This is a genomic window from Streptomyces durhamensis, assembly GCF_000725475.1.
GTDB classification, from domain to species: Bacteria; Actinomycetota; Actinomycetes; order Streptomycetales; family Streptomycetaceae; genus Streptomyces; species Streptomyces filipinensis.
Genome location: NZ_JNXR01000020.1, coordinates 158,118 through 171,736, shown reverse-complemented (window position 1 = coordinate 171,736; position 13,619 = coordinate 158,118). Strand labels below are relative to the sequence as shown.

Annotated in this window: 8 protein-coding genes; 6 read left to right on the top strand and 2 right to left on the bottom strand. The window is 70.4% G+C overall.

Features of this window, described 5'->3' with window-relative positions; all coding sequences use genetic code 11:
* Window positions 1-20: 20 nt before the first annotated feature.
* Together IO33_RS0129180 and IO33_RS0129175 are read right to left on the bottom strand one after the other, a co-directional pair.
* Window positions 21-2,345 (bottom strand): hypothetical protein, encoded by a 2,325-nt coding sequence (locus IO33_RS0129180; protein WP_031170394.1) that lies wholly within the window; start codon window positions 2,343-2,345, stop codon window positions 21-23.
* 25 nt (window positions 2,346-2,370) lie between these two features.
* A complete protein-coding gene (locus tag IO33_RS0129175; RefSeq protein WP_031170393.1) occupies window positions 2,371-4,398 on the bottom strand; it encodes a hypothetical protein in 2,028 nt (675 codons plus the stop codon).
* Between the two features lie 80 nt (window positions 4,399-4,478).
* On the opposite strand from IO33_RS0129175, the gene IO33_RS0129170 reads away from it, so the two are divergent.
* The 6 genes from IO33_RS0129170 to IO33_RS52805 all read left to right on the top strand — a co-directional run bounded on the left by IO33_RS0129170 (window position 4,479) and on the right by IO33_RS52805 (window position 13,605).
* Entirely contained in the window at window positions 4,479-5,576 is a 1,098-nt protein-coding gene (locus IO33_RS0129170) for a hypothetical protein (RefSeq protein ID WP_031170391.1), read from the top strand.
* Between the two features lie 38 nt (window positions 5,577-5,614).
* The gene (locus IO33_RS0129165) at window positions 5,615-7,765 is read left to right on the top strand and encodes a hypothetical protein (RefSeq protein WP_031170388.1); all 2,151 of its coding nucleotides are present in this window, start codon (window positions 5,615-5,617) and stop codon (window positions 7,763-7,765) included.
* A gap of 10 nt (window positions 7,766-7,775) precedes the next feature.
* The gene (locus tag IO33_RS0129160) at window positions 7,776-10,022 is read left to right on the top strand and encodes a hypothetical protein (RefSeq protein ID WP_031170386.1); all 2,247 of its coding nucleotides are present in this window, start codon (window positions 7,776-7,778) and stop codon (window positions 10,020-10,022) included.
* 23 nt (window positions 10,023-10,045) lie between these two features.
* Window positions 10,046-12,394 (top strand): hypothetical protein, encoded by a 2,349-nt coding sequence (locus tag IO33_RS0129155; RefSeq protein ID WP_031170385.1) that lies wholly within the window; start codon window positions 10,046-10,048, stop codon window positions 12,392-12,394.
* Window positions 12,391-13,308, top strand: a complete 918-nt coding sequence (locus tag IO33_RS0129150; RefSeq protein ID WP_031170382.1) for a hypothetical protein — start codon at window positions 12,391-12,393, stop codon at window positions 13,306-13,308. Before IO33_RS0129155 ends, IO33_RS0129150 begins: the two co-directional genes overlap by 4 nt.
* Window positions 13,309-13,401: 93 nt before the next feature.
* Complete coding sequence (locus IO33_RS52805) at window positions 13,402-13,605, top strand: GMC oxidoreductase (protein ID WP_031170380.1); 204 nt, start codon at window positions 13,402-13,404, stop codon at window positions 13,603-13,605.
* Window positions 13,606-13,619 lie beyond the last annotated feature (14 nt).

The window sequence follows — 13,619 nt, the reverse complement described above, 5'->3', positions numbered from 1 at the left end:
TCCCTTCGGACGGCCGTCCGTCACAGCTCGACCACGAGCAGCTGTTCGCTGCTCGTCGTGGCGGCCACCGTCTTGTGGGTTCCGTCGACGCCGTAACCGTCCAGCTCGTAGGTGAAGGTCGTCGCGGTGGGGTCCTTCAGGGCGACCTTCCACGACTGGTCCTGGCCGGCATTGGCCGGGGTCAGCTTGATCGTCTGCTCCTGCACCTCATGGGTGGCCGTGTCCTCGTGCCGCAGCTTGACGACGACGAGCTTCCACTTGGCCATGTCCAGCGCGGCCGCGGTCACCGTCACATCCATCAGCGAGGTCTTCACCTCGCCGACCTGGACGGTGCCCTCCTGGCCCGCCTGCCACTGCCCGGCAGTGGTCGTCCCGTCGACGTAGGTGATGTCGGCCTTGTACTGGAACTCGCGGTTCTTCGCGGAGGGCAGGTCGACGTCCCAGCGCCAGGGCGTGGTGTTGTTGGTGAAGATGTAGGTGCCTTCGGTGTGGTACGAGGCGGCCTCGTCCGCGTACTTCGTGGACAGCACGATCGACTGCAGCGGGGGGAAGAGGCCCTGGGGCACGAAGGTGGCGCTCATGCGGTCCTCGAAAGGCGCGTCGATGAGCAGCCGTGAGGCGGAGGTGCGCTGCGGTGGGGTCGTCATGCGGCTGCCGTTCACCAGCAGGAACTCGCAGCTGTACTCGTATTCGGGGGAGGTCTGGCCGCCGGTGTAGCTGAACCAGCTGTCCTCGACGGCCTGCTGGCTGAGGATGACCGTCTTCGTGGCCGACGGCAGGGACACGCCGGGCAGTCGCAGGTCGACCTGGACCGACTGGACCGTCGCCCACGGCACGGTGCCGGCCACCACCTTGACGTCGACACAACTCAGCCGGTCGTAGCCGATGATGAGGCTCTTCTCGCGGGTGGGCTGCGGGGGGATGTCGGTGGACGCCTGTGCGGCCTTGTAGTGGAGCCGGCTGGAGTAGGTGAACGTGTCCTTGGGCGCTCCCTGGGCGTCCTTGGCCAGGGTGGTGCGGAAGTAGTACGTCTCGCCTCCCTTGAGGAAGTCGTAGGTCTGAGAGAAGGCCTTGACCTCGCCGGTTCGGTCGTCGGTCTGCCGGTAGTCGAGCGTCACCTGGATGCCCGCGATCGGGTCGTGCTCGAAGTCGGCGGTCACCCGGACCGGGACCTGAAGGGTATGGAAGATGGGCGTGTTGAGGTCGGCCTCGATGAACGCCTTCTCCAACTGCGGCTGGGTGACCATGGAGACCAGCGCGGCACTGGGATACGTGGAGAAGGGCCGGGCGATGTTGCCGTGGAAGGTCATCCCGAAGTCCGTCTCACCCGTCTGCTCGAACTCCTTGAGCCACAGCTGGTTGCCGCCGCTGACGGGCGTACCGGGCGGCTTGAAGTTCTGCATCGGGTCGGTGCCCAGCTTCTCCTTGTCCAGCTGACCGGTGATCAGGGGCTGGCAGAACATGCTCTTCAGGTACGACGTCGTGATGTCCAGGACGAAGCTCTCCAGTTGTTCGCGCAGCTTGTCGTCCTGCTGGGCGAAGTCGAACTTCGTGTACTCGACGTGGAGGCTGCCGCATGTGTCCTGCAACTGCTGCAGGCTGGTCACCTGGGGGAACGTGCGGACGGGGACGCCGTTCTCGGTCTCCACGATGGGGGCGAGGTCCTTCAACTCCTGGTGCACCGCTTCGGCGTGACCGGTGATGGTGACCGTGATCGACGGGACACGGGCGACGAACTGTAGGCTGTAGGCCACGTGGGCGGGCAGCTTGCCCGAGCTGATCGTCTCCCGGAAGAGCCGTATGCCCTCCTGCCCGAGTGCGATGGAGAAGCTGGCGACGTTCGACTCGGTCAGGGACGGCTTGACCTTGTTGTCCCCGGGCTTGACGAACGTGGGCCCCAGGGCCGAGGGCAGGCAGAACTGGACGTCACCCTCGATCCAGGTCGGGTAGGCGAGTTTGGGATCGCCGCTCACGGCGCCACGCCACTCGGTGCCGATCTCCCCGCCGGAGGCCACCGGACGCGCGAGGTGAAGCGCTCCCGACAGGACCTGGCTGCGCAGGTACGCGAGGATCTTCTCCTGGTCCTCCTGCTGCACCGTGCACTCGACGGTCAGGGTCATCAGACCGCCCTCGGTCTCGCCGGGCGGCAGCGGTGTGTCGATACCCGCCATCAGGCTCAGGTCCCTGGCGAAGGCGAAGATGGACAGTTCCGGGGTGTCCTCCGGACCGAGGGCGGCCCGGACCCGCTGCGGAATCATCCAGAACTGGAGCGGGTCCTCGTCGTCCTGGTAGATGTCGACGTGACTCACCTCGGGAACCACGAACTTGTTGAGCAGATTCAGCATGACGTGCTCTCCTCGCACAGCTGCTTCAGGCCGGGAGCCGCAGCACCACGATCGGGTCGGTCCCGGGTGTCTCGGGGGTGCTGCGGTGGTCTCCGTCCCGCAGGTAGAAGGTGGAGGTGACGGTGTAGTCCGGGCCGCCGGCGCCGGCGCCGCCGTCGTCGGTCAGCGGCAACTGCCACGACTCGCTGGTGGCCCGGCCGGGGGCGAACACCATCTCGTGGGTGGCCGGCTCACCCGTGGGCACCGGATGGCGGAGGGTGGTCTTCACGAGCTTGACGACCGTGAAGTCCACGAGGTCGGCCACCACCGTCACATCCAGGACCCGCGACGGTGCCGGCCCGACATCGAGAGTCCGGGAACCCTCGTCGTCCTTCCAGGGGTCCACGGTGGAGTGCCCGTCCGCGTAGAGGGTCGTCACGCGGTAGCGGAACCGCCCGGTGGCGGCGGGGGCGAGGCCGGTGCGCCAGTCCGCCGTTCCGGTCTCGGGGGTGAGCCGTACGGTGTTCCTGCTGGTGCGTCCCGTTCCGTCCTCGGCTTCCAGGTCGACCTGGAAGGCGCTGATGCCGCCGGACCAGCCGGCCGCGCGCAGCCGCAGGGTCAGCCACCGGTCGAAGGGGGCGGGTACGAGGACGGTTCTGCCGGTCTGCGGCGACCAGTCGCGCACCACGGTCTGCCCGTCGGTCAGGGCGTAGACCAGCCGCAGGTCGTAGGGCCGGTTCACGGGCGCGTACACGGTCCGCTCGTAGCGCTGACTGGGCCGGGACGCGTCGAGTTCGAGGGTGTCCTCGACGAGTGCGACGCCATGGTCGCTGTCCTGGTAGCGGATGCCGGCCTCGACGTGGTGGACGGTCGACCAGTCGAGGGCGGCGCCGCTCAGGTCGACCGTCAGCCGTCCGACGTCGTCGACGCCGAGGAGCACGAACTGGTTGTCGGTGCGCAGCTCCGGCAGTTCCAGTGTGGCGCTGGAGGCGGCGAAGGACACCACCGGGCGCACGGCGATCGTCCTGCCGAGCGCCGGGTCGACCGTCCATGTGACCTGGTCGACGGTGTCGTTGTCGGTGAAGACGGCGTCGTGGCGCTGGTCGCCGTAGGCGATCCGGGCGGTGACGGCCGCGATCGTGCCCGTCGTGAAGTCGGCGTTGCAGCGGACCACGGTGCGTCGTTGCTGGAAGATCGGGTCGGAGAGGTCGAGAGCCAGGAAGCAGCCCTCGTCGCGGGTCAGGTCGGGCGGGTCCAGCGTGCCGGCGGCGTCGAACGGCCACGGCAGGCCGGCCGCCCCGGTGAACACGGCGTCGATGTCGCTGGTGGGCGGCGTGCCGTGCGGCGGCAGCCACGGGGCGAGCCACTCCCAGCCCCAGGAGATGAACGCTTCCCGCAGTTCCGGGTCGCCGTCCGCGGGCCAGTCCAGGACGTCGACGCCGGCCGCGGAGGCCTGGACCAGTGCTCCCCGCGGGTCGGGGAGCGCGGCGGCCTGCGCCCACAGGGCGCTCACGTCGGCGCTGCGGGCGTATGCGTGCACCGTTCCGTCGGGAATCCTCGCCATGGCGCGCAGCCGGTAGGAGGCCTGGAGCGAGGGCCGTGCGGAGCGCAGCGCGTCCCACTGCACGGTGGCGCCCTCCTGCGTCAGCGCCGCCTGGAACACAGCCGGGTTGTTCCCGGACAGCGAGGGCTGGGTGCGCACCGTCCGTTCGTCGGACTTCGCGGCGGGATCGAGAAGTTGCAGGGAGGCCGTCCCGTCCAGCCACAGGGGCGTGGCGAGTTGGGGTCCGCCCGCCGCCCGGACCGTTGCTGTGTCGCCGCCGTGGGCGCGTGCGGCCGCCAGGGCCTCGTCGCGTTCCTCCGGGCGCAGCGCGAGGTCCGTTTGCAGTTCAATGATTCCGCCGTTCAACTTGTCAGTGCCGGAACGGTACTTGATCAGTGACAGAACGGCGGCTCCGTCGGGTCCCCGGGCCAGCCGGGGGACCGCTGCGATCGCGTAGAACGCCTGGTCAAGCTGGTCGTCGGCATACAGCGACCAGGTCGGCCGGGCCAGGAGTGCGGGGAGCCGGAGCACGATTCTCCACCTTCTTCCGTGCGACCAGGCGGAACGCGCTCTACACTCGATTGTGAGCATATCCACCTAAAAGAGGCAAAATGTCCTCGCACTCCTCTCCCCGGCTCCTCGTCGACCGGCATGACCCTCTGACGGTCCGTCTGCTGCCAGGAGACCCCGTTCTGGACCTCTCGCCGCAGGGCGTTCCCATGGCCAGCCTGGTGGTGGCGGGTGCCTCCGCGTCCGTGCAGATCAGTGCGCACTGGTGGCCGGACCGCGACGAGACGGCCGCCCTGCTGGCGCAGGCCGCCGAGGAGTTGAAGGTCGCGCCAGGCGAGCTGATCATCGCGATCGGCGGCGTGAAGGTCCACGGCGTCACCCTGAACGCGCGGGACGACGGGGGAGCGGAGACCGAACTGGCGGAGTCCGCGTCGTCCGGCGCGCCCCCGTACACGACGCTCATGACCGCCCCGGTCGAGCCGGCACTGGTCCCGCTGGTGGAGGAGGCCCTCTCCGGCTCTCCCGGCAAGCTCTTCGTCCGCTTCGACGCCACGCTGGAGACCGAGCGGGTCCAGCGTGAACTGGACGTCGGCCAGGCGCTGAGCGCCGCGCCCTCGGCGGAACGCCACACCTTCACGGTCTCCGCTCCGGCGAAGCGCCCCGAGTCCGTGCCGGCCCCACCCGAAGCAGTGCTGCCGCTCCGGGTCACGGCCCCCGTGGGGGATCCCCCGGTCCGCCGGCTGGACCTGTCCGGTACCGACGCGGCCGGGGCGCCCTGGACGGTTTCGGTCACCGCCCCGGCCACCGCCCCGGCCCGGCTGCCGGCCGGGGAGGGCCTGCGGCTCACCGTCCACGGGGACGACGGATCCTCCTATGAACGCACCGCCGCACCCGACGCCTCCGGCTGGTTCGTGGACGACCGCGCCCTGGGCGTCGTCACCGTCACCTGCGAGGCCCCCGGCCGGGACGCGGGCGCCGCCGTCGCGATCGAGGCCTGGTACCAGCCTGCGGGCGACGGCCTGCCCGACCATCGCAGCCTCACCCTGACCGCACCCGCGTGGTCCGCGTCCTGGCGGGTGGCCAGCGGGCGGGACGACCTCGACGGCGAACTCGTCGTCGACGTGTCGGAGACCGACGGCGGTGGCGCGACCGTCCCGAAGCGCACCGTCCGTTCCACCACCCCCCACGTCCGGATCTAGCCGGAGCACCGGCCGGTCCCCGGCCCAGGAAGGCCACCATGCTCCAGATCGACAAGGCCCAGATGATCGCCGGCGTACAGGTCTACGGCGACCACGCCGACCCCGCGCTCTTCTACGCCGTGCCGCAGCAGCCGACCTTCCGTTGCGACGCCCAGGGAAACCCTGTCTTCATGTACCTCAAGTACCGGCAGCCGAAGGTCCAGCCGTCAGGCCAGACCGGGGGCGGGTTCGCCACCTTCGACACCCAGTTCGCGCTGGACGACCCCACCCGTGCCGTCATCCTCGACCAGTTGCGCGCCCAGGTGGGTCAGGGCCTTGCCGACCGGGTCGGCCTCGGCACCATCACCTGGGCGAACGGCACGGCCCACCTCAACCTGTCCGACGTGGGCGGAACTCTCGTCAGCAAGGTGTGGAACCCGCTCGGGCCCTCGCTGTACGGCGACAACGTCACCCCGTTCACCGTCGAGCTGCCGGACTTCGGCGCCACCCTGTTCGCCGAGGCTCTCCAGGGCAAGGGCGGCATCGTCCAGGTGGCCTACGGGATGAACGGCTGGGTGAAGCTTCCCGCCGTCACCGGATACGGCCACTTCTCGTCGACCAAGTTCCGCTCCTTCGTCCAGAACGCCTCCGACGACGCGGGGTGGGGCGCCGACACCTACTCGAACACGATCGCCGAGGTGGCGACGAACACCGACGTGATCGAGACCCATGTGGACGCCGGCACGGGAGCGGACGCCCAGCTGGTGGCCCGGATCGAGGAGAGCGTGCGGCGGACCGTGCTCGACATCGCGACCAAGCGGATGACGGAACAGGTCGAGGGCTACACCGGTGACCGCTCCGTCCTGGAGGACTACGAGACGATCCACCGCGAGTACACCAATCTGCACGTCGACGACTTCACGATCACCATCAACGAGCAGACGGCCGTGCTGTGGCCGTTCAATCCCCAGGGCACGCTGCCGAACATCACCAACATGGTCGACAAGCAGGGCCGCCCGGTGCTGTGGGCCGACCACTACCGCGAGATCGACCTGGACGACCCCTTCTTCCGCTCGTTCTCCGTCCCGGTGCGGGTGAACGCCGACTTCGGCGCCGGCCGGCCGGTGCACAGCGTGGACGTCCACGTGCAGTACCAGGGCGACAAGCTGGAGACCGGCGACTACCACTTCGACAAGCCCGAACAGACCGAGACGTTCGCCGCCTACGTCAAGGGCGACTCCCGGGAGTACCAGCACTCCTTCACGGTCAACTACAAGGGAACGTCGACCGTGTACCAGGCACCCCTCGCGCCGCACACCGGGCCCCTGACCATCAACGCCGACGACCTGGGCGTACTCGAACTGCACGTGCTGCCCGGCAACCTCGACTTCAAGTCCGTGGACTCCGCCACCGTCAGCATCGAGTACACGCCGGCCAACGGGCCCGCGATCACGGACCAGGTCGTGTTCACCGAGCAGAACAGCACCGAGCAGACCCTCACCCACGTCATCTCGGAGCAGCGCGACCGGCCCGTACGGTACCGGGTGGACTACCGGACCAAGGGCGACACCTTCCAGGACGACTGGAAGGAGACGACCGGGAAGCGCATCTACCTGAGCTCGCCCTTCAACGACATGCGCAGGGTCAGGATCGTCGCCGTCGGCGACCTGGCCGCCACGATCGACTCCATCCTCGTCGACGTCCGCTACGAGGACCCCCAGTGCGGCTACAGCTGGGCCGACAGCAAACTGCTGAACGCGGCCGATCCCTACAAGGAATGGACGATCCAGGTCCGCGAGGCCCACTCCGGCACGCTGACGTACAGCGGCCTGGTGCGCTACAAGAACGGCAGTGTCCGCGAGATCCCCGAGACCGTGACCGAAGAGGCGACCGTCGAGGTCGGTGACATGGTCGGGACGGTGATCAGCGTCATCGTCTCCCCCGACCTCGTCGACTGGGCCACCGTCGACCTGGTCAAGGTCGTGCTGACCTGTGACGGCGGCGCCCCGGCCCAGGAGCAGGTCAAGAGCGCCCTGGTACGCAAGGGCGGCACCCCACCACCCGTGGTCTTCTCCCTGGCCGACGCCGCCACGAAGGACTTCTCCTGGACCGCCACCTACTACTTCACCGACGGCACCAGCGCCACCACCACCGCGGTCACGACGGCGGACGCCAACGTGCTGCTGCCGCGCCGTCCCGGCGCCGCCTAGGAGCCGTGCCATGCTCTCGCTCGCACCACCGTTCCTGATGGTGAACGGATTCAGCCTCTTCCCGGACCACGCCGACCCGCTCCAGTGGTACTACCTGCCCATGGGGCCGTCGATCGCCGTCCGCAGCGAGGCAGGGTCAGCGCTGCCGGTCTTCTCGCTGCTGGAGTTCCGCGGGGACAAGGACGAGACCACCGGGGCACTGCTGAACTTCGACGTCGTCCTCGGGCCGCCCGCCGACCGGCTCGACAGCGCCCTCGACGAGGTCGCGGGGCAGATCCAGTCGCAGCTGAACCTGCCCGACCGGCCGCGCCGGCCCGTCCCCGTGCCGCTGGAGAGCGGCACCGTCAAACTGGTTCTCCTCGACAGCGAGACCGGCGCCGCACCGGACGACTCGCACTTCGTCGAGCGCATCATCCACCAGGCGCAGCCCAGTCTGTACGGAGCCGACCAGGCCGCCTTCTCGGCCGTGCTCGACGCCCGCGGCGCGACCCTGCTGGCGAGCTGCCTGGACGGGGCCGTGGCCCCCATCGGCGTCGTGTACGCGCTGGAGTTCCTGGCACTGCGGCCCGCTTACACGGTGACCCTCAACATCCGCTGGGACGAGCTGAAGGAACGCCTCGACAAAACCTTCGGCGTGTCGGGCGTGTTCCTCTCGTCGCAGATCACCGAGCAGCTGGACAAACTCAGGGACGAACGGGTCATCGACATCCAGGACGACCTGTTCGTGCCGGAGGGCGAGGCCGGCAAGTCGGTCATCGCCGGCCATGACCGGGCCGTGTCCGCGGTCTACGACATGATCACCGACTCCTTCTTCGAGGCCGCCCTCGCACCCCGGCCGGCCCCCGACGGCTGGGACCGTGCCGCCGCGCTCGCCACCGAGTTCGGCCGTGTGGCCATGACCGGCGGCCTGTCCCTCGCCGGCACCTACACCTACCGTCGCAGCACCTCCGTCGAGGAGGTGCAAAAGCGCCTGAACGTCCGCATGGGCGAGCGCACCGCCGTCCGCCGGACCGTCTACCCGCAGGGACATCTGAGCGGCATCGCCGCACTGATCGCCGCGTCCGGACGCCCGCGGAGCGACTTCACCCGGCGCGTGTCGGTCGACGACCCGTGGTTCAGCCGCCGCAGCGTGAAGGTGGTCTCGCGCGTCGACTTCACCTCCGGGTTCCTCACCTCGGTGGCCGTCGACCTGCGCTACGGGGACGACACCAGAACCGTCCTCCTCGATCCGCAGAACAACACCGGCGAGGCCGACTGGCCCAGCCGGCTCACGGACGGCAGGATGGTGGCACCGGTGACCGTGGACATCACCTACCACCTGGCCAAGCCCACCGGCTGGGTCCTCCCGGACCAGCTGACGGTCCACGACACCACCGAGACGGAGATCGCCGAGATCCGCCCCGGCGAGACCTTCGCCTTCCGCCCCGTACTGATCCGCGAGGACGGCATCCCCTGGGACGACTGGCGCGCCGTCACGGTCGAACTGCGCTACCAGGACGCGGCCTCCGGGGTGTCGGGGGAGTACGTCCTCGACCTCGACCCCAAGCAGCCGCTGTGGCAGTGGCCGCTCTTCATCGTCGGCTCCGCGCCTGGCACCTACGCCTACCGCCTCACCTACCACGGCATCGGCCGCCCGGACGTGGTGCGTGAGTGGACGCAGACGGACGACACCGATGTGCGGGTGCGCGACCCCTTCCCCGACACCTACACCCTGACCGTTCGCCCCCTGGTCGTCTGGGCGAACGTGAGCGCGCTCCTCGTCGACCTGCTGTACGAGGACCCCGCCCACCAACTGCGGCAGGAGGCGTCCCTGGAGTTCACCAGCGAGAAGGCCGGGGCCCAGCAGTTCACCGTAGGCCTGCGGGACCCGGCCCTGCGCCGGGTCACCTACCGCGTCACCGTGCTCCACACCGACGGACACATGAGCACCGTCCCGGAATCCTCGACCGGGCGCGCCAGCCTGATCGTCACCGCCGACATGCCCGCCCACCAGGCCGTGGTCGTCCGCGTCGACACACAGGCCGCAGAGACGGCCGGCGTCCAGGAGGTACGGGTCGAGTTCGCCCAGCCGGGCACGGAGACGGTCACCGCCTCCTACTCCTTCACCCGTAACTCGGCTCCGGTCGTCCATGAGTTCGACGTGACGGGGGCACCGGGATACCGCTACCGGGCCGTCCACGTCGACACCAGCGGACTGAGCCGGGTCGGAGCGTGGACCGACACCGATCTGCCCGTCCTCGACGTTCCCGGCGCCTGACGCCACGACCGGAGGGCTGCCTCATGCTGCAACTGGGCACCACATCATGGCTCGTCGACGGCGTGGAGGTGTTTCCCGACCACGCGGACCCCGACCAGTTCTGGTATCTCCCCGCCCCCGTCACCCTGGCCCAGGGTGATCAGGGGCCCGTCTTCACCCTCATCACCTGGCGCGGCACGCCGGGCGACGCCGATTCCGTCGGGGGCGGCTTCCTGATGATCCAGACCGCCCTCACGCTCGACCCGGAGGCGGAGTCCCTGCTGCGGAGCCGGCTGGCCGAGCACGCCCCGGGAACGGTACGGCTGTCCCAGGTCCCGTACGACGAGGGCGACGTCCAGTGCGTCGCCCTGGACGTGCAGGGCCCGGGTGGGACCGTGAACACGCTCCCACCCGGGGCGTTCCGCGCCGTCGAGACGATCCTCGGATCGGCCGTGCCCTCGTTGTACGGGGACAACACGGCCATGTTCAGCCTGCGGCTCAGCGCGCAGGGCGCGAGTCTGCTGAAGCAGGTCTTCGCCGCGGGCGGCACCCCCGTCGGCGTCATCTACCGACTGCGGTTCACCGCCCTGCGGCCCGCCCTGTCCGTCACGATCACCGCCAACATGCACCGCGTGTACAGCGAACTGGCCGCCGGCATCGACGCCCAGATCTACTGGGCCCGGGTGGGACTGGAAGCCGCGTTCCAAAGGCTTCGCCAGAGTGGGGTCATCCACATCGACGTCAAGGAGTTCACGACCGGCGCGGACAACGACCAGAAGATCCAGTGGGCGCTGGACACGTTCATGAACCACGTGCTCGCCCAGTGGTTCGAACCCTCCCTCAGCCCACGGGACCTGCCCTCTCCCGCCCCCCGCCCGGCAACCGCGGGGCCGGCCGGCGGTCCGGCGGGCCCGGTGGCCGGGGCGCCCACGCCGGGCCTCGGCCCGGCCGCGGGCGGGGCGATGCCCCTGTCCCCCACGGGAGCCATACCCCCGAGGACAGGACCGTTCGCCCCGCCGGGGGCCGGACCGGTCACCCCGCCCGGGGCAGGGCCGGTCACCCCGGCGACACCCGGCTCCCCGGGCGCCGTACACCCTCCGGGTCCGCCGGCGCAGCCCGCCGGGCCCGCCCCCGTGCTCCCGCAGCCGGCCGGCCCACCGCTCGCCCCCTCCCCGCCGGCGCCCCCGGCGATCCTCACCCCCCACTTCCCGCCGGCACCCGCGGCGCCCCCGCAGACAGCCGCCGCCTCTCCCGCGGCCGCCCCGCACGCCCCGGCACCGTCGCCGCTCCCGGCGGGGGCCGCACCCGCGGCGACCGGCGGCGTCAATCCCGCGCTCGTGACCTTCCGGCTGCGCTACGGGCTGCAAATCGAGGACAAGGAGGTCTCGTTCAGCTACGACCGGGCCGAGGCCGTGCAGCGCACCTACGCGCCCCAAGGATTCCTCGGCACGCTCGCCGCGGACCTGAACGGACCGCCGCACGTCATCGACGTCGACCTCGACGACCCCTTCTTCCGCACCCTCACGGTGCAACTGGTCGGCGACGTGGACTTCGCCGCGCTCGGCCTGACGAGCATCGCCGTGACCATCCGCTACGGCAGGGCCGAGGACCCCGGCGGAGTACGCTCCTTCGACCGCCTCGCGGACGCTGCCGCCCCGCATCCCGAGCCCGTCACCTTCTTCCGGGACAGCGCGGCGGACACCACGTACGCCTACCGGCTGGAGTACCACTTCGCCGCGGAGTCCGGCTGGCGAGGGCGAGAGCTCACCGTGGTGCGGGAGGGCTCCGACGACCAGTACGCCCTGTCCATCGATCCGCACCGGTTCCTGGGCTTCCTCCGGGTGGAGATCGCGCCGCACGACATCGACGCCCAGCTGGTCCGGGAGACACGCGTCGAGCTGACCAGGAAGGAACCCGACGGCAGCGAACTGCGGGACACCCGCACGGTGCGGCCCACCGATCCACCCACCGAGTGGAAGGTCCGCACAGCCGACCCGGCCGACCTGACCTACACCTATCAGCTCGTCCACACCATGACCGACGGCTCCGTGACCACCTGCGATCCCGTCACCACGGGTGCCACACGCCTGGCGGTCAACGACCCCTACCCCGGGCAGCTCGACATCGACCTGGTCCCGGACTGGACTCCGGCCGCCGTCCGGACGGTCTTCGTGGACCTGCGCTACGCCGACCCGGCCGCCGGTTACCAACGTGAGCAGCGCATCGAACTGGACGCCGCGCTGACCGCCACCCACCACGCCTGGTTCGCACTGCCCGACCCGCAAAAGCGCGAGTTCTCCTACCGCTTCACCTTCGTACGTGCCGACGGCACCACGTCCGCGACGGACTACACGACGACGACGGACTCGCTCGTCATGGTGCGGCCCCCGTGACCGAAGGGCTGCCGCCCGCCCTGCGCCGGGCGCTGGCGCTGCTCGGTCCCGGAGCCCGCCGGTGGCTGCCGAGACTCCTGGAACCGCTCATGCAGGCCCCCGGTGACGACCGGTGGCGACGCAGCCTGCTGACCCCCGAGCGGTTCCCGGTGGAGCTGAGCGTGTCCACGGCCTCGCCCCACACCGACCGCTACGCCACGGAGTTCGTCTCCCCGGCCCGCCCTCCCGGGACCAGGCTCGCGGCGGGTCTCGAACGGCTCGAGCGGATCGGGCTGCCACCACCGGACGCCCGGCTCCCCGCGCTTCTGCTGGACGCCCACCGTCGCCATCCCGTGGCCTGGGGGGCGTGGCTGGCGGGCCGGCATGACACGCGCGGTGACCGCTTCAAGCTCTACGCGGAGGTTCCGAAAGCGGCCGCCGTCCCGGTCGAGCGTGCGGTGGCACGGCTCATCGGTGCCCGGCCGTTCCCGCTGCCCGAGGCCCGGCTCCGCCTGGTGGGCATCGACCTGACGACCGGCGCCGTCGAGCGCTACCACCGGGTGGGCCGCCTCACCGTCGCGGACCTGCGCCTGCTGACGCCGCGCGAGCTGGACCCCGGCCGGGAGTGCCTCGCCGACGCGGTACGCGACCTGCTCGGGAGACCGGCCCTCGACGAACTCCCCGGGTTCAATGTGAACGTGAGTACCGCCCCCCGGGCCCTGAGCGTGTCGGCTCCGGCGCGCAGCTGGCTGGGGACGGATCCCGAGGCCCGTACCCGGCTTCTGGACCACGCCACACGGCACGGATTCGACCTGCGCCGCTATGCCGCCCTGACCGCGGGGTCCCCCCTGACGCACCGGAACCGCCACGGCATGCTCACCGTGACGGCGCAGTCCGGCCCCGCCGCGCACCTCACCATCGGATTCAGCCCCTGACCCGGCTCGTCGATCACGGCCGTACCTGATGCTCGCTTCCACCAGGACGGGCTCGGCCCGGTCACCGAGCACGGCTTCGCCTTCGGCCCGTGCGTGCTCGCCCCGGCCAGCCGCGGCGCGGTGACCCTGCGCTCACCGCGCCCGGATGCCGCGCCCCGGATCGTGCACAACTACCTCACGACCGCCGAGGACCGGGACGCCATCGTCGCCGGGCTGGTCGTCGACGCCTCCGTCTTCCCGAGGGAGCCGGACGATGACGAGCAGGCCGAGGCGTGGCTGCGCGCGGCCGTCGCGTAGCGGGTCATCCATCG